The organism is Streptomyces sp. NPDC087420, assembly GCF_044744165.1.
Lineage (GTDB): Bacteria > Actinomycetota > Actinomycetes > Streptomycetales > Streptomycetaceae > Streptomyces.
This window is the reverse complement of the sequence record NZ_JBIUXU010000004.1, coordinates 97009-116732: the sequence shown is the minus strand read 5'-3', so window position 1 is coordinate 116732 and position 19724 is coordinate 97009. Positions and strand designations below refer to the sequence as shown.

The window sequence follows — 19724 nt, the reverse complement described above, 5'->3', positions numbered from 1 at the left end:
GCTTAGAAGACCGGCACCCCGTCCCGCGTCAGCGTCCAGTCCACCGAAGCGAACGACGCGGGATCGACCGTGCCCGCCGCCCGGACCCACTCGATGATCGTGTTGCGGATCTCGTTCGAATTGGCCCACAGCTGCTGGGCGGCGGCCACGTGCGGGAAGTTTCCGCCGCCGCTCGCCCGGTAGTTGTTCACCGCCAGCACGAACTTCGCCGCCGGGTCCAGCGCCGCCCCGGCGAACCGGAGATTCACGATCCGCGAGCCCACCGGCTTCGCGATGTCGATCTCGTACGTCAGCCCCGACACCGCGTCGTAGTTGTAGTCGGGGGTGTTGGCGGCATTGGTCAGCTTCGACGTGTCCACCACCGCGCCGGCCGGCGTCTGGACGTAGTACTTCGCCGAGAACTCCAGGTACTCCTTGATCTGAGCACCCGTCAGGAGGCGCGCCTCCATGGTGTTCTCGAACGGATAGAGACCCGCCGCGTCCTTGATCGTCACAGGACCGGCCGGGATCGCCGCCGTACGGGAGAAACACGACGCCTGCGACAGCACCGGCAGCGCCGCCCACTCGCCGCCCGCCAGGGCCGCCTTCACCGTCTCCGTCTGCACGTGGTTGATCAGGTCGATGATCGGCTCGTCCTTCCACGGCGCCTCCACCGTGGACATCGCCGCGACCGACGTACCGATCACCTGGTTCACGTACGCCACCACCTTGCGGTGCTCGTCCGCGAGCATGCCGGTGATCTTCCGGTCCTCCGCCACCGTGTTGGAGTTGAGGACCTTCGACGTGACCCGCTCCACCGACCAGCCGCCCCGCTCGCGCACCAGCTCGACGTCGAAGAGCGTCAGCCGCTGGCCCCACCTGAGCGGCTCGGAGAGGACAACCTCCTTACCGGTCTTCTTGTTGACGACCCGGCGCTCCGCGATCTCCTGGTGCGCGTGCCCGACCAGGATCGCGTCGATGCCCGGTACCTGCTCCGCCACCAGCGTCGCCGCGTTCTCCACGTACGGCACCTGGTCGCCGTACGACGACGAGCCGTCCGTACCCGAGTGCGCCGACACGATCACGACATCCGCGCCCATGGACCGCAGCTTCGGCACCCACTTCGCCGCCTGCTCCTCCAGACCCGGGAACGTCATCTTCCCCTGGACGTTGGCCTTGTCCCAGATCGCGATCCCCGGATTGGTCAGCCCCAGGATCGCCACCTTCACGTCGTCGCCGGACGGTGTGCGCAGCTTCTTGATCACGTACGGCGCGAAGGCCGGCTTCAGCGTCCTCGCGTCCAGCGCGTTCGCCCCGAGCAGCGGGAAGTCGCACTGCTCCTCGAACTTCCGCAGTACCGGGATGCCGTAGTTGAACTCGTGGTTGCCGAGCGCCGCCGCGTCGTAGCCGATCGCGTTCATCGCCTGCGCCATCGGGTGCACCGGACCGCGCTTCGCGGTGATCGGGTCGACCTTGGCGTAGTAGTACGACAGCTGGGTGCCCTGGATCGTGTCACCCGCGTCGATGAGCAGCGTGTTGCGGCGGCCCTTCTCCGCGCGGACCTGGTCCACCAGCGTGGAGATCTTCGCCAGGCCGACGTCGTTGTGGGCGGAGTCGTCGTACTCCTTGTCCGTGAAGTAGTCCCAGTTGAAGACGTTCCCGTGCAGGTCCGTCGTCCCCATCACGGTGAGCGTGTACCGCTTCGGGGGCCGGCCGTGACCGTGGCCGTGGCCCTTCCCGGTCGCCTCCGCCGGTATCGCCGCGCCGCCCACCAGCGCCACACCGGCCCCGGCGGCGGCCGAGCGCTCCAGGAACGTCCTTCTGTCCAGCGGCATTTCTTCTCCCTCGATCCGATGCACAACGTGTGCACAACGCGCGTAGATTCTGGCCCACGGGTGGGTGACCGCAACACCCCCGACGGGTTTCGATCAGATGACTGCGGCCTGTCGTACCCGAGTGCGACAGTGTCCGTATGACCGACGACGTTCGTACGACCGACGACGCCCCCGCCTCCGCGGCCCCGCCCTACGGCACCCCCGAGACCCCGCGCGTCGCCGTCCGCGGCGAGGCACGCCTCGAAGTCGACCCCGAGATCGCCCGGATCACCGTCACCGTCAACGCCCGCGGCACCGACCGGCGCGCCGCGCTGGACGACCTCACCCGGCGCAACGCGGACGTCCTCGCGCTCGTCAAGTCGTACGGCGACTCCGTCGAGAAGCTGGAGACGGGCTCCTTCTCCATCAGCCCCGAACTCACCCGGCACGGCCGGGGCGAACGCGTCCGCGCCTACCACGGCAGCGTGCACCTCACCGTCGAACTCGCCGACTTCACCGCCCTCGGGGAACTCACCACCCGCCTCGCCGACCTCGACCTCACGCGGATCGGCGGACCCTGGTGGTCCCTGCGCCCCGACTCGCCCGCCCACGGCGAGGCCCGCCGCCAGGCCGTACGGGAAGCGGTCCAGCGCGCCCGTGAGTACGCCGAAGCGCTCGGGGCGAGCCTCGCCGCGCTGGTCGAGCTGGCGGACCTGGGCGCGGAGAACGCGGGCGGATACGCTCCCGCGCCCGGTTACGGCATGCAGCGGGCCGCGTACGGCGGGGCGGAATCCGCCGACCAGCCTCCCGTGCTGGACCTCGAACCGCAGCGGCAGACCGTCCACGCCCAGGTGAACGCGCGCTTCACGATGACGCCGCCGGATCTGTCCCCCGGCCCTACCGGACGGTAAGTCGTACGCTCGAACTATGCGCCGAGCGAAAATCGTCTGCACACTGGGACCCGCCACGGACACGTACGACCAGGTCAAAGCCCTGGTCGAGGCCGGGATGGACGTCGCGCGCCTCAACCTCAGCCACGGGACGTACGCCGACCACGAGGAGCGCCTCCGGCACGTACGGAAAGCCGGGGACGAGACCGGCCGCAGCATCGGTGTCCTCGCCGACCTCCAGGGCCCGAAGATCCGGCTGGGCGTGTTCCGTGACGGACCCGTACTGCTGGAACGCGGTGACGAGTTCACCCTCACCACGGACCCCGTGGAGGGAGACCGGCACCTCTGCGGCACCACGTACGACGGACTGGCCGCGGACGTCGACTCCGGGGACCGCGTCCTCGTGGACGACGGCAAGGTGACCCTCGAAGTGACCTCCGTGGAAGGGCCCCGCGTCCACACCCTCGTCATCGAGGGAGGCGTGATCTCCGACCACAAGGGCATCAACCTCCCCGGCGTCGCCGTCTCCGTCCCCGCGCTCTCCGGCAAGGACGCGGACGACCTGCGGTGGGCCCTGCGCACGGGTGCGGACATGATCGCGCTCTCGTTCGTACGCAGCGGCCAGGACGTCACCGAGGTGCGCCGCATCATGGACGAGGAGGGCCGCCGGCTCCCCGTCATCGCCAAGATCGAGAAGCCCCAGGCCGTCGAGGAGATCGCCGGCATCGTCGCCGCGTTCGACGGGATCATGGTCGCCCGCGGTGACCTGGGCGTCGAGATGCCCCTGGAACAGGTCCCGCTCGTCCAGAAACGCGCGATCACCCTGGCGAAGCGCAACGCCAAGCCCGTCATCGTCGCGACCCAGATGCTCGAATCGATGATCGAGAACTCCCGGCCCACGCGGGCGGAGGCCTCGGACGTCGCCAACGCGGTGATCGACGGCACGGACGCGGTGATGCTGTCCGGCGAGACGAGCGTGGGCGCGTATCCCGTCGAGACGGTCAAGACGATGTCCCGCATCGTGGAGGCGGCGGAGGAGGACCTCCTGTCGAGGGGCCTGGCCGACATCCCCGCCCACACGAAGCCCCGCACCCAGGGCGGCGCGGTGGCCCGCGCGGCGGCGGAACTGGGCGACTTCCTGGGCGCGAAGTTCCTCATCGCCTTCACCGAGTCGGGCGACACGGTCAAACGCCTCTCCCGCTACCGCTCCCCGATCCCCCTCCTGGCCTTCACCCCGGTCCCGGCGACCCAGGCCCAGCTGACCTTCACGTGGGGCGTGGAGGCGTACCTGGCCCCGGAGGTCGACACGACGGACGAAATGGTCGCCCAGGTGGACGAACACCTGCTCCGCGTGGGCCGCTGCCAGAAGGGCGACCTGGTGGTCATCACAGCCGGCTCACCCCCCGGCATGCCGGGCGCGACCAACCTGGTCCGGGTCCACCACGTGGGCGAGGACGACAGCCCTAAGTAGGAGTGCGGCAGTGGGTGCAAAAAAGTGGATGTTCACGAGAACGTGAACATCCACTTCTGTGGAGCGGTACCCGGTGTGGGATTCGAACCCACATGCCCAAAGGGCACGGCATTTTGAGTGCCGCGAGTCTGACCAGTTCCTCCAACCGGGCAAGCAAGGGGAGCTGGCAGGAAGTGTACCGGTTCACCGGATCCCGCCGCTGCTAGGTAGGCTCATCAGGAGCAGCAGCGCCCTGCCCCGCAACGAGGAGCCCCCGTGACCACCCCCGAGTCGCCCCAGCCCGACGATGACGACAAGTCGCACGTCCCGCCGCTGACGACGCGTGTCGTCATCGCCGAGGACGAGGCCCTGATCCGGCTCGACCTCAAGGAGATGCTCGAAGAAGAGGGGTACTCGGTCGTCGGTGAGGCCGGGGACGGGCAGACGGCCGTCGAGCTGGCCCGGGAGCACCGGCCCGATCTGGTGATCCTGGACGTGAAGATGCCCGTCCTGGACGGGATCTCCGCCGCCGAGAAGATCGCGGAGGAGTCCATCGCCCCCGTCCTGATGCTCACCGCCTTCTCCCAGCGCGACCTGGTCGAGCGGGCGCGGGACGCCGGGGCCATGGCGTACCTGGTGAAACCGTTCAGCAAGAGCGATGTCGTGCCGGCCATCGAGATGGCCGTGTCGCGCTTCACCGAGCTGCGCTCGCTGGAGGCGGAGGTCGCGGACCTCACCCAGCGGCTGGAGACCCGCAAGCTCGTGGACCGCGCCAAGAGCGTCTTGCAGACGCAGTACGGGCTGACCGAGCCCGCCGCCTTCCGGTGGATCCAGAAGACGTCGATGGACCGGCGGCTGTCGATGCAGCAGGTCGCCGAGGCCGTCATCCTGGACGCCGAGGAGAAGAAGGCCGCGAAGACCAAGGGGGAGTAGCCCCGGGGGAGTGGGACACGGAGGAGGGCCCGGCGCCTGTACATCGGCGCCGGGCCCTCCTCCGTATCCGTACGGGCGCTCAGTCCTCGCCCAGGTACGCCTTCCGCACCGACTCGTCGTGCAGCAGGTCACGTCCCGTGCCGGACAGCACGACCTTGCCGATCTCCATCACGTGCCCCTGGTCGGCGAGCGAGAGCGCGGCCTGCGCGTTCTGCTCGACCAGCAGGATCGTCGTGCCCTGGGCCTTCAGCTCGACGATCGTCGCCATGATCTTCTGCATCATGATGGGGGAGAGCCCCATGGAGGGCTCGTCCAGCATCAGCAGCTTCGGCTGGGACATCAGCGCGCGCCCCATCGCGAGCATCTGCTGCTCACCGCCGGACAGCGTGCCCGCCGCCTGCTTCCGCCGCTCGCCCAGGATGGGGAAGAGGTCGTAGGCGCGCTGGATGTCCTTGGCGATGCCGGCCCGGTCGTCCCGCAGGAACGCCCCGAGGCGCAGGTTGTCCTCGATCGACATGCGGGGGAAGATGTGCCGGCCCTCGGGGGAGTGCGCGAGTCCGAGGGCGACGATCTGGTGCGCCGGCACCTTCTTCAGTGACTTGCCGTTGAACCTGATCTGCCCGCCGACGGGCTTGAGCAGCCCGGAGAGGGTGCGCAGGGTCGTCGTCTTGCCGGCGCCGTTGGTGCCGATGAGGGTGACGACCTCGCCGGCCTCGACGCTGAACGAGATGCCCTTGACGGCCTCGATCTTGCCGTAGGCGACGCGCAGGTCCTCGACTTCGAGAAGTGCGGCCATCAGTCGTTCTCCTTGCTGGCGTCGCCGGTGGTGCCGGCGTGGTCGGCGGATCCGGTTCCGGCCGCTCCGGCCGCTCCGGCCTCGGCGGCCGCCACCTCCGCCGCCTCCTCGTCGCCCGGGGCGCCTTCGAAGGGCTCCCCGAGGTAGGCGGCGATGACCCGCTCGTCGCCCTGCACGGTCTCGCTGTCGCCCTCGACGAGCTTCTCGCCCTGGACGAGGACGGCGACGCGGTCGCACAGGTTGAAGATGAAGCGCATGTCGTGCTCGATGACGAGGACGGCGATGCCCATGTCCCGGATGGCGAAGACGAGTTCCTCGGTGGTCCGGGTCTCCTGCGGGTTCATGCCGGCCGTGGGCTCGTCGAGGAGCAGCAGGCCGGGTTCGCTCGCGAGGGCCCGGGCGATCTCCAGCTTGCGCTGTTCGCCGTAGGGCAGGTTGCGGGCGAGGTGTTCGGCCTTGGCCTCCAGGCCGATGAACTCCAGGAGTTCCATCGCGCGTGCCTTGGAGGCGGCTTCGGCCCGGTGGAAGCCGGGGCCGCGCAGGAGCGCGGACCAGAGGCCTTCCTTCGTACGGGTGTGGCGGCCGACGAGCACGTTCTCCAGGACGGTCATGTTGCCGAAGAGGCGGATGTTCTGGAACGTACGGGCGACGCCGGCCGCGGTCACCTTGAAGGATTTGGACGGCAGGACCGTGCCCTTGTAGCGGACCTCCCCCTCGGTGGGGATGTAGAGGCCGGTGAGGCAGTTGAAGAAGGTGGTCTTGCCGGCGCCGTTGGGGCCGATGAGTCCGACGATCTCACCCTTGTTGACGGTGAGGTCGACGGAGCGTACGGCGGTGAGGCCGCCGAATCGCATGGTGACGCCGCGGGCGTCGAGGACCACGTCGCCGGGCGCGGTGGCCGGGGCGGTGTCCTTCGTCGTGGTGTCGGTGGTCATGGATCAGGCCCCTGTCTTGCTGAGGACTGCGGGCGCTTCGGCCGCTTCGTGGAATTCGAGCTGGCGGCGCCGGTTGGGGATGAGGCCTTCGGGACGGAAGCGCATCAGCAGGACGAGCGCGAGTCCGAAGGCGAGGAGCTGGTAGTTGCCGAGGAACTGGAGCTTGGCGGGGATCAGGTAGAGCAGTGCCGCGCCGACGAGGGGTCCGCTGATGGTCCCCATGCCGCCGAGGACGACGGCGGCGAGCAGGAAGGCGGAGTTCGGCGGGACGACGTGGGCGAACTGGTACTGCTCGGGTGTCACGGTGTAGGTGACGTGTGCCTGGACGGTGCCGGCGAGGCCGGCGAGCGTGGCGCCGAGGGCGAACGCGATGAGCTTGACCCGGAAGCCGTTGATGCCCATGGCGAGCGCCGCGGTCTCGTCCTCGCGGATGGCGACCCAGGCACGGCCGATGCGGGAGTCTCCGCTGCGGCGGAAGACGATGACCACGACGAACGTGATCAGCAGCATCAGGAAGAAGTAGTTCGCGAAGCGCCCGATGGTGACGCCGAAGACGTCGTGCGGGAGGCCGAAGTCGAAGCCGAACATCTTGAGGTTCGGGATCGAGGAGATGCCGTTGGACCCGTTGGTGACGTCGGGTCCTGAGATGCCGTCGAGGTTGTTGACGGTGATACGGAAGATCTCTCCGAAGCCGAGGGTGACGATGGCGAGGTAGTCACCGCGCAGGCGCAGGGTGGGGGCGCCGATGAGGACGCCGAACACCATGGACGCGGCCGCGCCGACGAGCACCGCCCCGAAGAAGGGGAGGTGGAGGTCGAAGGGGGACGACGGGGATCCGGAGACCATGGCCGCGGCGTACGCGCCGACGCCGAGGAAGGCGACGTAACCGAGGTCGAGGAGGCCGGCGAGTCCGACGACGATGTTCAGGCCCAGGGCGACGGTGGCGAAGATGAGGATGTAGACGCCGATGGTGGCGTACTGGTCGTCGGCCTGGGTGAACGGGAAGGCGGCCGCGGCGGCGAACGCACCGGCCATGGTGACGTTGCGGTGCCGTGAGGTGATGACCGAGATACGGGCCATGAGGCCGGACTTGGCGAGAGCCGCGAAACCGAAGCCCGCCGTGATGAGGAACCCGATGAACAGTTCGTCGTACTCGGTACCGATGCCGTACGTGAAGACGAACAGGCCGACGGCGAGTGCCGCGACGATGATCAGGATCTCCACGTAGGAGGGCAGCTTGCGGGCGGATGCCGACGGGCCGGTGGCGAAGGCCGCCTTCCAGGTGTTGGCGGACGCGACCGCCTGGTGCTTGAACTTCTCCCACTCGTCGTCGTCCGGGTCCACCGGGTCGGGCGCGGGGCGCTCGAACGGCAGGGAGAGGGCGCCGACGACGGCGACGAGGGTCGCGAGGGCCGCGACGAAGCCGCCCGGTTCGAGGTTGGCGAGGCCGCCGAGCTGGTAGCTGATCGCCAGCACGGTGTACCAGGCGGTGCCGAAGGCGGCGAGTGCCGAGAGCTTGAGGGAGCTGTCGGCGCCGGCCGGAACGAGCCACCCGAGCCCCTTGACTCCGTAGGAGGCGAGGCCGAAGAGGGTGGTCAGCACGCCCGCGACGAGGACGAGCCACTGGAGTCCGCCCGGGTACCCGTAGACGGTGAGGTCACCGGGGAAGGCGGAGGTCCAGGTCCAGGAGAGGAAGGCGGAGACAATGGTGAGGGCGCCGCCGCCGGTCGCGAGGGCCCGGGCCAGGTTGGCCGGGAGGCCGATGAGGCCGGACGGCGCGTCGGGCTCCGGCGTCCGCGGGGTTTCCGCTGTGGTGGTCTGTGTCGTCATCGGTGTCACGCCCTGTCCGCGACGCGCTCGCCGAGGAGGCCCTGTGGCCTGACGAGGAGCACGACGATGAGAAGTACGAAGGCCCACACGTCGGCCCAGGACTGGCCGCCGAGCTGCTGCATGCCGGGGATGTCGCTGATGTAGGCCGTGGCCATGGTTTCGGCGATGCCGAGGGCGAGACCACCCAGCATGGCGCCGTAGATGTTGCCGATTCCGCCGAGGACCGCGGCCGTGAAGGCCTTGAGGCCGAGGATGAAGCCCATGCGGAAGTTGATCTCGCCGTACTTGAGGCCGTACGCGACGGCCCCGACGGCGGCGAAGGCGGCACCGAGGGCGAACGCGACCACGATGATGCGGTCGGTGTTGATGCCCATGAGCTTGGCCGTGTCCGGGTCCTGCGCGGTCGCCTGCATGCCGCGGCCGGTACGGGTCTTGGCCACGAAGTAGGCCAGGATGCCCATGCAGATCGGAGCGGCGACCAGCAGGAAGATGTCACCGGTCTGGATGGTGACGCTGCCCAGGTGGAAGGGACCGCCGGAGATCTCGGGGAACGTGCGGGACGACTTCGCCTCCGGGTACCAGGCCCAGACCGCCTGCTGGAGCGCGAGGGAGAGGCCGATGGCGGTGATGAGCGGGGCGAGACGGGGTGCGGTGCGCAGTGGCCGGTAGGCGAATCGTTCTGCCCCGACCGCGATCGTGGTGGCGATGACGATCGCCCCGATGATCATGAGCGGGAGGGCGATCCACATGGTCGTGCCGGTGGGGAGAATGAGCCAGACCGTCAGGGCTCCGAAGCCGCCGGTCATGAAGATCTCGCCATGGGCGAAGTTGATGAGCTGGACAATGCCATAAACCATCGTGTAGCCGATGGCGACGAGCCCGTACATGGATCCCAGTAGCAGGCCGTTGACCAGCTGTTGCGGCAGTTCGTGCACCGCAGGTCCTCCGAGTCTTTCGACGGATGTGACAACCGCGCGGGGCGCTGTTCTTCGCAGCGCCCCGCGCGGCTGGGGAAGTGGTGCGGGTGGGGAAAGGTCAGCCCGCGTAGGTGCCGGACTTGACCGGGACCCAGGCGTCGCCCTTGTACTCGTAGACGGTGAGCTGCTTGTTGGTCGCGTCACCGAATTCGTCGAAGGAGACCTTGCCGGTCACACCGTCGAAGGAGACCGTCTGGAGGGCCTCGACGACCTTGGCGCGGGCATCGTCGGGAAGCTTGCCGTCGTTGGCGTCGACGACCTTCTTGACCGCCTCGATGATGGCCCAGCCGGAGTCGTAGGAGTAGCCGCCGTACGCCTCGTAGGCGTCCTTGTAGCCGGCCGCCTCGTAGTTGGCGACGAACTCCTTGGCCGAGGGAAGTGTCTCGACCGGCGCGCCGACCGAGGTGGCGAGGTCGCCCTCGCCCTCCTTGCCGGAGAGCTTGATGAAGTCGGCGCTGTAGATGCCGTCACCGCCGACGAGCGGGATCTTGGCACCGGACTTCTTGATCTGCTTGCTGAGCGGTCCGGCCTGCGGGAACTCGCCGCCGTAGTAGACCACGTCCGCGCCGGAGCTCTTCACCTTGGTGACGACGGCGCCGAAGTCCTTGGTGTCCGGGTTGATGTGCTCGGTACCGGCGACCGTGCCACCGAGCTTCTTGAACTCGGCGGTGAAGGTGGCGGCCAGACCGGCGCCGTAGGTCTTCTTGTCGTCGATGACGAAGACCTTCTTCTTCTTCGCGTCGTTGAAGAGGTACTGCGCGGCGAACGGGCCCTGGATGGCGTCCGTGGTCGCGGTGCGGAAGTACGACTTGTACGGGCGCGCCTTCGTGCCGCCGTTCCAGTCCGTGCCCTGGGTCAGGGCCGGGTTGGTGTTGGCGGGCGAGACCTCGGCGAGCTTCGCGTCGTCGAAGACCTTCTGCATGGACTCGGCGACCGAGGAGTTCAGCGGGCCGACCACACCGAGGACGGTCTTGTCGGCGACGAACTTGGTGGCGTTCTGCTGTCCGGAGGACGGCTGCGCCTGGTCGTCGAGGGCCTCCACCTTGAAGGTGATGCCGTCGACGTACTTCTTCGTGTTGGCCTGCTTGGCCGCGAGGTCGACGGAGTTCTTGATGCCGAGACCCAGCGAGGAGAGGTCACCGGTCAGCGGCGCGTCGACGCCGATGACGACCGTGGTGCCGCTCTCCTCGGTGTCGGAGCCCCCCTTGTCACGCGAGCCACAGGCGGTGAGCGCGAGCGCCCCCACAGTGAGCGTAGCCGTCATGGCTATGAGCGAACGTTGACGCACGATCAGTCCTTTCACCTGGCACGGCCGTCCCCCCTGGAACGTACCGAGTCGAGCGCGGGAACCGAACTGAAGGTAATCCGGCGGCGCGGTGACTGGCGGTGACTATAAGCGGGGTATTGGGGCGGGTGGAGTGCTCTGGGCAATGATGTGACGCTCTTGTTATGCCAGCGCGTCATGGATAGCGGAACTTCAGGGGTGGATCGGGGGAATTCGGGGCGGTTCGTCTGGTCCACATGCTGAGAACGTGCAGGACTGTCCGGGGGTTTGAGTCCTGACATCGCCGGATGTCCGGTGAACGGCCGGGGCACGCGGTGCCACGAACTTCTGCCAGGTCGTGGCTGTATCGCGCAGCCGGAATGTAGCTCTGCTCCTGTATTGCGCTCGTATTACGGAGTGTTACGCCGAGGAAATGGAGTCCGGCATTCCGTGCCACTTTTCCGCATTCCGACTCATGAATCGTGACGCGCACCGTTCGTGGCTTTTCGGAGGTGGTACGGAAGGGGGCGCTGGGATCGGTGGTGATCCGGAGGCCTTCCGGGGGCCGGCTGGTCCGCTCACTGCCAGGGCCCGCCGGTCGGGCCGCCGTCGCGGTGGCGGTCGGCGCAACGGCGGTCCGCCTGCTGGACGATCAGCCTCCCGGCCGCCGCCGGGCCGTGGGCCTTCTCCTCGGCGCGCGCCGCGTCGACCACGGCGCGCAGGATGTCGTACTGGCCGCCGGACAGGCCCATCGCCTGGTAGTCCAGGCCGGCCTGGGCGCCGCCGTCGAGGACCACCCGCGCCCAGTGCGTCACGAGCCGGGCGCAGAGGTCCCCGGCCGCGGTGGTCCGCGGGGCGGGCCGGGAGGCCGCGGGGGCGGTGGGGCGCCCGTCCGCGTCGCCCCGGTCGTCCGCGCAGCCGGTGAGGACGGCCGCGAGCGTGAGCGTGTACGGCAGTGCGGGCCCGAGCGGCACCCCGTACCGGCGCGGTGATGGCCTCATGCGGGCACGCTACTGCGTCGGGGCCGCCGTGGGTCAGGCCCCGCCCGGGGCGTCCCGCAGCAGGCAGGTGAGGCGGGCGGAGCAGACGCGTCTGTCCTGGGCGTCGGTGATGACGATCTCGTAGGTGGCGGTCGTGCGGCCGCGGTGGACCGGGGTCGCGACCCCGGTGACCAGACCGTCGCGCACCCCTCGGTGGTGGGTGCAGTTGAGGTCGACGCCGACGGCGACCTTGCGGCTGCCGCCGTGCAGCATCGAGCCGATGGAGCCGAGGGTCTCGGCGAGCACGGCGGACGCGCCGCCGTGCAGGAGCCCGTACGGCTGGGTGTTGCCCTCCACCGGCATGGTGCCGACGACACGTTCGGGTGACGCCTCGACGATCTCCACCCCCATACGGGTGCCGAGGTGTCCGGCCGAGAAGACCGCGGCGAGGTCGACGCCGAGGGCGGCGTACTCGTCGATGATCTCCTGGGGGAACTGCACGGGGGACTGTGTCGGGGGCTGCTCGCCCATGGGGCCCGGCTCCGATCGTCGACGGCGGTGTGTGCACCGTCCTATCAGATGGCTGAGCGATCGCTTAGCCGGGCCCCGTGTTGCCTGGGTCGCTCCGCCGCTACTCGGCCGCCACCACCGGGCGTTCGGCCGGCTCGAAGCGGACGATGACGGACTTGCTCGTGGGGGTGTTGCTGATGTCGGCCGTCGCGTCGAGCGGCACCAGCACGTTGGTCTCGGGGTAGTACGCGGCGGCGCAGCCCCGGGCGGTCGGGTAGTGGACGATCCGGAAGGCCGTGGCGCGGCGCTCCACGCCGTCCTTCCACTCGCTGACGAGATCGGTGTACGAGCCGTCGGGCAGGCCGAGTTCGGCCGCGTCGTCCGGGTTGACCATGACGATCCGCCGGCCGTTCTTGATGCCCCGGTAGCGGTCGTCGAGGCCGTAGATGGTGGTGTTGTACTGGTCGTGCGAGCGCATGGTCTGGAGCAGCAGCCGGCCCTCGGGGAGCTTCGGGTACTCGACGGGCGCGGCGGTGAAGTTGGCCTTGCCGGTGTCCGTGTGGAACTTCCGCTCGTCGCGCGGCGCGTGGGGCAGCTCGAAGCCGTTGGGGTTCGCGACCCGCTCGTTGAAGTTCTCGAACCCGGGGATGACGCGGGCGATCCGGTCGCGGATGTTCGCGTAGTCCTTCTCGAAGTCCTCCCAGGGGATGAGGGAGGCGGGGCCGAGGACGGCGCGTGCCATCCGTACGACGATGGCGGGCTCGGAGAGCAGGTGGGGGCTGGCCGGTTCGAGGTTGCCCCGGGAGGCGTGCACCATGCCCATGGAGTCCTCCACGGTCACGATCTGGCGCACCCCCGCCTGGAAGTCCTTGTCGGTACGGCCCAGGGTGGGCAGGATCAGCGCGCGGACGCCGGTGACGACGTGCGAGCGGTTGAGCTTGGTGGAGACGTGCACGGTGAGGCGCGCGTTGCGCATGGCGGCCTCGGTCACGAGGGTGTCCGGGGTCGCGCCGACGAAGTTGCCGCCCATCGCGAAGAAGACCTTCGCGTCGCCGTCGCGCAGCGCCTCTATGGACCGCACCACGTCGTAGCCGTGGTGCCGGGGCGAGGTGATGCTGAACTCCAGGTCCAGGGCGTCCAGGAAGGCGTCGGAGGGCCGCTCGAAGATGCCCATCGTGCGGTCGCCCTGCACGTTGGAGTGGCCGCGCACGGGGCAGACGCCGGCGCCGGGGCGGCCGATGTTGCCGCGCAGCAGCAGGAGGTTGACGACCTCGCGGATGGTCGGCACGGAGTGCTTGTGCTGGGTGAGGCCCATGGCCCAGCAGATGATGGTGCGCTTCGAGGCGAGGACCATCTCGCCGGCCTTCTCGATGTCGGCGCGGTCCAGACCGGTCGCGGTGAGCGTCTGGTCCCAGTCGGCCTCGCGCGCTGCCGCGGCGAACTCCTCGTACCCATGCGTGAATTCGGCGACGAAGGACTCGTCCACGGCGCCGGGCGTCTCCAGGACGATCTTGTTGAGCAGGCGGAACAGGGCCTGGTCGCCGCCGATGCGGATCTGGAGGAACAGGTCGGTGAGGGAGGCGCCCTTGACCATGCCGAGCGGCGTCTGGGGGTTCTTGAAGCGCTCGAGTCCCGCCTCGGGCAGCGGGTTGATCGAGATGATCTTCGCGCCCGCGGACTTGGCCTTCTCCAGTGCGGAGAGCATGCGCGGGTGGTTGGTGCCCGGGTTCTGGCCGGCGACGATGATCAGGTCGGCCTTGTGCATGTCCTCCAGGGACACGCTGCCCTTGCCGATGCCTATGGTCTCCGCGAGGGCCGAACCGGACGACTCGTGGCACATGTTGGAGCAGTCGGGCAGGTTGTTCGTGCCGAACTCGCGCGCGAAGAGCTGGAGAAGGAACGCGGCCTCGTTGCTGGTGCGGCCCGAGGTGTAGAAGCACGCCTCGTCGGGCGACTCCAGGGCTTTCAGTTCCTCGCCGATGATCTGGAAGGCCCGCTCCCAGGGGACGGCCTGGTAGTGGTCGGCGCCTTCCGGCAGGTACATCGGCTGGGTGATACGGCCCTGCTGGCCGAGCCAGTAGCCGCTGCGCCCGGCGAGGTCCGCCACCGAGTGGTCGTCGAAGAAGTCCGGGGTCACCCGGCGTACGGTCGCCTCCTCGGCGACGGCCTTCGCGCCGTTCTCGCAGAACTCGGCCTTGTGCCGGTGGTCCCCCTCGGGCCAGGCGCAGCCGGGGCAGTCGAAGCCGTTCTTCTGGTTGAGCTTGAGCAGGGTCCGCGCGCTGCGGCGCACCCCCATCTGCTGTCGCGCGATGATCAGGGAGTGCGCGACGGCGGGCAGTCCCGCGGCGGCGTGCTTGGGTGCCGCGACCTGCGGCGCGTCCTGGACCGGATCACCTGCGGGCGGCTTGCTGGCCATCGTGCTCTCCTAGAGCTGCGTATTACACACAAATTGGCTACTGTCGACTGTGTACAGTATTCAAGTTTTGCACAGGGCTGCCTGACGGGTATAGACCACCCCCCAGTGAAGCCCATCACCGCCACGATCACCGGTCGGGATTGTCAGTGGGGCGTGGCAGGATCGGGTACGTGGCTGAGACAGCGTCGAAGAAGACCCCAGACAACCGTCCTCGCCTGCTCCTCATGGACGGGCACTCCCTGGCGTACCGGGCGTTCTTCGCGCTGCCCGCGGAGAATTTCACGACCGCGACCGGCCAGCCGACCAACGCCATCTACGGCTTCGCGTCGATGCTGGCGAACACCCTGCGTGACGAGGCGCCCACCCACTTCGCGGTCGCCTTCGACGTGTCCCGCAAGACGTGGCGCTCGGAGGAGTTCCCCGAGTACAAGGCGAACCGCTCGAAGACCCCTGACGAGTTCAAGGGACAGGTCGAACTGATCGGCGAGCTGCTGGACGCGATGCACGCGGACCGGTTCGCGATCGACGGGTTCGAGGCCGACGACGTCATCGCGACCCTCGCCACCCAGGCCGAGGCGGCCGGCTTCGAAGTGCTCATCGTCACCGGCGACCGGGACTCCTTCCAGCTGATCACCGAGCACACCACCGTGCTCTACCCCACCAAGGGCGTCTCCGAGCTGACCCGCTTCACCCCGGAGAAGGTCGAGGAGAAGTACGGCCTCTCCCCCCGGCAGTACCCGGACTTCGCCGCCCTGCGCGGCGACCCGTCCGACAACCTCCCCGGCATCCCGGGCGTGGGGGAGAAGACCGCCGCCAAGTGGATCAGGGAGTTCGGGTCGTTCGACGAGCTGATCGCGCGCGCCGAGGAGGTCAAGGGCAAGGCGGGGCAGAACTTCCGCGACCACCTGGAGTCGGTCAAGCTCAACCGCAGGCTCACGGAGCTGACATGCACCGTGGAGCTGCCCAAGACGCCCCAGGAGCTGGAGCGGCAGCCCTACGACCGTACGGCCCTGATCTCGGTGCTGGAGGTCCTGGAGATCCGCAACCCCAGCCTCCGCGAGCGGCTGCTGGCCGTGGACCCGGGCGCCGTCGAGGACGAGCCCCCGGCGCCCGCCGCCGGCGTCGAGCTGGACGGCACCGTCCTCGGCTCCGGGCAGCTGACCCCGTGGCTCGCCGAGCACGGCACCGGGCCGCTCGGCATCGCCACGGTCGACACCTGGGCCCTGGGCGCAGGCAGCATCACCGAGGTCGCGCTGGCCGCCGCGGGCGGCCCCGCCGCCTGGTTCGACACGACCCAGCTGGACGAGGCCGACGAACAGGCCTTCGCCGCCTGGCTCGCCGACGACGAGCGGCCCAAGGTCATGCACAACGCGAAGAGCGTCATGCGGGTCGCCCCCGAGCACGGCTGGCGGGTCGGCGGCGTCACGATGGACACCGCGCTCGCCGCCTACCTCGTCAAGCCCGGCCGTCGCTCCTTCGCCCTGGACACCCTCGCCATCGAATACCTCGGCCGGGAGCTGGCCCCCGCCGCCTCCGCCGACGGCCAGCTCGCCTTCGGCGCCGACGACGAGGCCGAGGCCGACGCGCTGATGACCCAGGCCCGCGCGGTCCTCGACCTGGGCGACGCGTTCACCGAGCGGCTCGCCGAGGTCGGCGCCACCGACCTGCTGTACGGGGTGGAGCTGCCCACCTCCGCCCTGCTGGCCCGGATGGAGCGCCACGGCATCGCCGCCGACCGGGCGCACCTGGAAGCCATGGAGCAGCAGTTCGCGGGCGCCGTCCAGCAGGCCGTGAAGGAGGCGCACGCCGCCGTCGGCCACGAGTTCAACCTCGGCTCACCCAAGCAGCTCCAGGAAGTCCTCTTCGGCGAGCTGGGCCTGCCCAGGACCAAGAAGACCAAGACCGGTTTCACCACCGACGCCGACGCGCTCGCCTGGCTCGCCGCGCGGACCGAGCACGAACTGCCCGTCATCATGCTGCGCCACCGCGAGCAGGCGAAGCTGCGGGTCACCGTCGAGGGCCTGGTCAAGACGATCGGCGCCGACGGCCGCATCCACACCACGTTCAGCCAGACCGTCGCCGCCACCGGCCGGCTCTCGTCCACCGACCCCAACCTCCAGAACGTGCCCGTGCGCACGGACGAGGGCCGGGCGATCCGCCGCGGCTTCGTCGTCGGCGAGGGGTACGAATCGCTGATGACGGCCGACTACAGCCAGATCGAACTGCGCGTGATGGCCCACCTCTCCGAGGACGCGGGCCTGATCGAGGCCTTCACCTCCGGGGAGGACCTGCACACCACCGTCGCCTCCCAGGTGTTCGCGGTGGAGCGGGCCGCCGTCGACCCCGAGATGCGCCGCAAGATCAAGGCCATGTCGTACGGACTGGCGTACGGCCTCTCCGCGTTCGGCCTCTCCGCGCAGCTGAACATCGAGGCCGCCGAGGCCCGCGGGCTGATGGAGACCTTCTTCGAGAGGTTCGGCGGTGTACGGGACTACCTCCAGCGCGCGGTCGTGGAGGCCAGGGCCACGGGCTACACGGAGACGATGCTCGGCCGCCGCCGGTATCTGCCCGACCTCAACAGCGACAACCGCCAGCGCCGCGAGACCGCCGAGCGGATGGCGCTCAACGCCCCCATCCAGGGCACCGCGGCCGACATCGTCAAGGTCGCCATGCTGAACGTGGACCGGGCCGTCCGCGAGGCCCGCCTCACGTCCCGCATGCTCCTCCAGGTCCACGACGAAATCGTCCTGGAGATCGCTCCCGGCGAGCGCGAGGAGGTCGAGGCGATCCTGCGCCGCGAGATGCCGGCCGCCGTCGACCTGCGCGCACCGCTGGACGTCTCCGTGGGCGTCGGCACCGACTGGGAGTCGGCGGCGCACTGATCGGGCGTCCTCGTCCGGCGCGTTGATCCGGCGCGTTGATCCCGTGCGCGGACCCCTGTGGCGTGCGAACGGCGCAGCTCACCCGGGTGGGGCACCGGCCCGGGTGAGGCGCTGTCCCCCGGGCGACCCTCAGGTGGCGAACTGGTGAAAACCGGTCGCGACCGGTGTTGTCGCACAGGGAGTTGACGTAGGGTCGCCGGTGCCCAGGCGCGGGGAGCGCGCACTTGTCTTTCACCGGGGAGGGACCAGACGTATGGCAGTGCCATTCGGCAGCCGACTGCGCAGAGGAGCCACCACCACCGCCGTGGCCGCCGTGGCCATCGCGGCGCTCTCCGCCTCCCAGGCGCCGGGCGCCGTCCTCGGACTCCCCGGCGGCGGTGGTACGCAGGCCGCCGACGCCACCACGCCGGCCGGCACGCCCGCGACCGGCAACTCCCCGTACTACACGGACCTTCCGCCGCTGAACCCGCCGGACAAGCCGCTGGTGTCCATAGACCTGCCGGCGGCCAAGGGAGCCGTGGAAGCGGGGATACCCGCCACGGTCCTCGACGCCTACAAGAAGGCGGAGCAGGCCCTCGCGGAGACCAAGCCCGGCTGCCGGCTGCCCTGGCAACTGCTCGCCGCGATCGGCAAGGTCGAGTCCGGCCAGGCGCGCGGCGGCGCGGTCGACGCCGACGGCACCACGACCGCCCCGATCCTCGGGCCCGTCCTCAACGGTGTCGGCTTCGCCAACATCTCCGACACGGACAACGGCGCGTACGACGGCGACTCGACGCACGACCGGGCCGTCGGTCCCATGCAGTTCATCCCCTCCACCTGGGCGACCTCGGGCCAGGACGGCAACGGGGACGGCCGCAAGGACCCCAACAACATCTACGACGCGGCCCTCGCGGCCGGCCACTACCTCTGCGCGGCCGGCCGCGACCTCACGGTCGACGCCGACCTGGACAAGGCGATCCTCAGCTACAACCACTCGCAGGAGTACCTGAACACGGTCCGGTCGTGGCTGGAGTACTACCGCAAGGGCACGCACGAGGTCCCGGACGGCACCGGCGTACTGCCCGCCACCGAGAACCCGACCGGTACGGTCCCGACGACGCCGGTCACTCCGCCGCCCTCGACGCCGGGCACGCCGCCGCCGACGTCCCCGGGGACCCCGCCGCCCACCAGCCCGCCGAGCACACCTCCCACCAAGCCTCCCACCACCCCGCCGACCAAGCCGCCGACGACGCCCCCGACCAAGCCGCCGGCGTCGAAGCCGCCCGTCGTCAGCCATGTGGAGAAGGCCGGCACGGGCACGTTCACCACCGTCGCCGGGAGCCTGTTCCCCGGGCGGGCCGCGGTCCGGGCCGAGGACAAGGCGGGCAAGCCCGTCGCCAAGGTCGAGATCACCTTCACGATCGCCGGCGACACGGACGCCCGGTTCGCCCCCGACGCCACGACCGTCACCGTGGTCACCGGCACGGACGGCATGGCGATCGCGCCGCAGCTCAAGGCCGGTGAGAAGGCCGGTACGTTCGTGGTGCGCGCCACCCCGTCCTCGGGCCTGGTCCCCGGCGTCACCTGGACCACCACCGTCACGGCCCGCCCGGCCGACGCTCTGGCCAGGACCGACGACAAGGACCTGACGGCCGTCGCGGGCACCAAGTTCGCCGACCCGGTCCAGATCAAGTCCACGTCCAAGGGCACCGCCGTCCCCGGAACCGGTGTCACCGCCTCGGTGATCACCTCCGCCGACGACCCCACGGCCCCGGCCGGCGGCCCGTACTTCAAGGCGGCCGACGGCGGCAAGCTCCGGACGCTGACCGGCCTCACCACCGGTGCCGACGGTGTCCTCCAGCTCCCGGAGTTCTTCGCGGACACCGACGCCGGAACGTTCGTGCTGCGCCTCCGTACGGAGAACGGGGTGACCCTGGACATCACCGTCAAGGTCACCGCCGCGCCGCCCACGGACCCGCCGTCCACCGAACCGGGCACGCCGTCGGGCGAGCCCTCCGGGACCCCGTCCTCGTCGCCCTCCACCCCGGCGGGCTGACCGCGGGGCCCACGCCACACAGCCGCCCCCGTG

The 19724-nt window shown here is 69.7% G+C and carries 14 protein-coding genes and 1 tRNA gene; 5 read left to right on the top strand and 10 right to left on the bottom strand.

Translation table 11 applies throughout. From position 1 onward, the window contains the following. Positions 1 to 2: 2 nt before the first annotated feature. Positions 3 to 1814, bottom strand: coding sequence for a bifunctional metallophosphatase/5'-nucleotidase (locus ACIO1C_RS09140; protein ID WP_401860175.1), 1812 nt, complete (start codon positions 1812 to 1814; stop codon positions 3 to 5). Positions 1815 to 1951: 137 nt separating this feature from the next. On the opposite strand from ACIO1C_RS09140, the gene ACIO1C_RS09135 reads away from it, so the two are divergent. Further along, positions 1952 to 2704, top strand: a complete 753-nt coding sequence (locus ACIO1C_RS09135) for an SIMPL domain-containing protein (RefSeq protein WP_401860172.1) — start codon at positions 1952 to 1954, stop codon at positions 2702 to 2704. Between the two features lie 16 nt (positions 2705 to 2720). Beyond that, positions 2721 to 4154 (top strand): pyruvate kinase, encoded by a 1434-nt coding sequence (pyk, locus tag ACIO1C_RS09130; RefSeq protein WP_401860169.1) that lies wholly within the window; start codon positions 2721 to 2723, stop codon positions 4152 to 4154. Positions 4155 to 4221: 67 nt separating this feature from the next. On the opposite strand, the gene ACIO1C_RS09125 is transcribed toward pyk, so the two are convergent. Then, positions 4222 to 4305 (bottom strand) — tRNA-Leu (locus tag ACIO1C_RS09125). 104 nt (positions 4306 to 4409) lie between these two features. Here ACIO1C_RS09125 and ACIO1C_RS09120 point away from each other — a divergent pair. Next, the gene (locus tag ACIO1C_RS09120) at positions 4410 to 5066 is read left to right on the top strand and encodes a response regulator (RefSeq protein WP_327237089.1); all 657 of its coding nucleotides are present in this window, start codon (positions 4410 to 4412) and stop codon (positions 5064 to 5066) included. A 79-nt stretch (positions 5067 to 5145) separates the two neighbouring features. Here ACIO1C_RS09120 and ACIO1C_RS09115 read toward each other — a convergent pair whose 3' ends face one another. The 8 genes from ACIO1C_RS09115 to ACIO1C_RS09080 all read right to left on the bottom strand — a co-directional run bounded on the left by ACIO1C_RS09115 (position 5146) and on the right by ACIO1C_RS09080 (position 14774). Continuing rightward, a complete protein-coding gene (locus ACIO1C_RS09115) occupies positions 5146 to 5862 on the bottom strand; it encodes an ABC transporter ATP-binding protein (protein WP_167033793.1) in 717 nt (238 codons plus the stop codon). Further along, the gene (locus tag ACIO1C_RS09110) at positions 5862 to 6797 is read right to left on the bottom strand and encodes an ABC transporter ATP-binding protein (RefSeq protein ID WP_401860167.1); all 936 of its coding nucleotides are present in this window, start codon (positions 6795 to 6797) and stop codon (positions 5862 to 5864) included. The genes ACIO1C_RS09115 and ACIO1C_RS09110 overlap by 1 nt, the downstream gene beginning before the upstream one ends. A gap of 3 nt (positions 6798 to 6800) precedes the next feature. Continuing rightward, entirely contained in the window at positions 6801 to 8627 is a 1827-nt protein-coding gene (locus tag ACIO1C_RS09105) for a branched-chain amino acid ABC transporter permease (RefSeq protein ID WP_401860164.1), read from the bottom strand. 5 nt (positions 8628 to 8632) lie between these two features. Then, positions 8633 to 9562, bottom strand: a complete 930-nt coding sequence (locus ACIO1C_RS09100) for a branched-chain amino acid ABC transporter permease (RefSeq protein WP_401860161.1) — start codon at positions 9560 to 9562, stop codon at positions 8633 to 8635. A 100-nt stretch (positions 9563 to 9662) separates the two neighbouring features. After that, positions 9663 to 10892 carry a branched-chain amino acid ABC transporter substrate-binding protein gene (locus ACIO1C_RS09095; RefSeq protein ID WP_401860159.1) on the bottom strand — a complete coding sequence of 410 codons (1230 nt, stop codon included), beginning with the start codon at positions 10890 to 10892 and terminating at the stop codon, positions 9663 to 9665. Between the two features lie 554 nt (positions 10893 to 11446). Further along, positions 11447 to 11869: a hypothetical protein gene (locus ACIO1C_RS09090; RefSeq protein WP_401860156.1), complete on the bottom strand. Its 423-nt coding sequence runs from the start codon at positions 11867 to 11869 to the stop codon at positions 11447 to 11449. A 33-nt stretch (positions 11870 to 11902) separates the two neighbouring features. After that, a complete protein-coding gene (locus ACIO1C_RS09085) occupies positions 11903 to 12379 on the bottom strand; it encodes a PaaI family thioesterase (RefSeq protein WP_401860153.1) in 477 nt (158 codons plus the stop codon). A gap of 100 nt (positions 12380 to 12479) precedes the next feature. Beyond that, a complete protein-coding gene (locus tag ACIO1C_RS09080; protein ID WP_401860151.1) occupies positions 12480 to 14774 on the bottom strand; it encodes an FdhF/YdeP family oxidoreductase in 2295 nt (764 codons plus the stop codon). 170 nt (positions 14775 to 14944) lie between these two features. Between ACIO1C_RS09080 and polA the strand changes: the two genes are divergently transcribed. Continuing rightward, positions 14945 to 17656 (top strand): DNA polymerase I, encoded by a 2712-nt coding sequence (gene polA / locus ACIO1C_RS09075; RefSeq protein WP_401860149.1) that lies wholly within the window; start codon positions 14945 to 14947, stop codon positions 17654 to 17656. Positions 17657 to 17909: 253 nt separating this feature from the next. Continuing rightward, positions 17910 to 19691 carry a lytic transglycosylase domain-containing protein gene (locus ACIO1C_RS09070; protein WP_401860148.1) on the top strand — a complete coding sequence of 594 codons (1782 nt, stop codon included), beginning with the start codon at positions 17910 to 17912 and terminating at the stop codon, positions 19689 to 19691. The last annotated feature ends 33 nt before the right edge of the window (positions 19692 to 19724 follow it).

Excerpts from the sequence above, each read along its gene's own strand:
- ACIO1C_RS09140 (WP_401860175.1), bottom strand. The coding sequence starts at position 1,814 with ATGCCGCTGGACAGAAGGACGTTCCTGGAGCGCTCGGCCGCCGCCGGG.
- ACIO1C_RS09135 (WP_401860172.1), top strand. The coding sequence starts at position 1,952 with ATGACCGACGACGTTCGTACGACCGACGACGCCCCCGCCTCCGCGGCC.
- pyk (WP_401860169.1), top strand. The coding sequence starts at position 2,721 with ATGCGCCGAGCGAAAATCGTCTGCACACTGGGACCCGCCACGGACACG.
- ACIO1C_RS09115 (WP_167033793.1), bottom strand. The coding sequence starts at position 5,862 with ATGGCCGCACTTCTCGAAGTCGAGGACCTGCGCGTCGCCTACGGCAAG.
- ACIO1C_RS09110 (WP_401860167.1), bottom strand. The coding sequence starts at position 6,797 with ATGACCACCGACACCACGACGAAGGACACCGCCCCGGCCACCGCGCCC.
- ACIO1C_RS09105 (WP_401860164.1), bottom strand. The coding sequence starts at position 8,627 with ATGACGACACAGACCACCACAGCGGAAACCCCGCGGACGCCGGAGCCC.
- ACIO1C_RS09090 (WP_401860156.1), bottom strand. The coding sequence starts at position 11,869 with ATGAGGCCATCACCGCGCCGGTACGGGGTGCCGCTCGGGCCCGCACTG.
- ACIO1C_RS09085 (WP_401860153.1), bottom strand. The coding sequence starts at position 12,379 with ATGGGCGAGCAGCCCCCGACACAGTCCCCCGTGCAGTTCCCCCAGGAG.
- ACIO1C_RS09080 (WP_401860151.1), bottom strand. The coding sequence starts at position 14,774 with ATGGCCAGCAAGCCGCCCGCAGGTGATCCGGTCCAGGACGCGCCGCAG.
- ACIO1C_RS09070 (WP_401860148.1), top strand. The coding sequence starts at position 17,910 with ATGGCAGTGCCATTCGGCAGCCGACTGCGCAGAGGAGCCACCACCACC.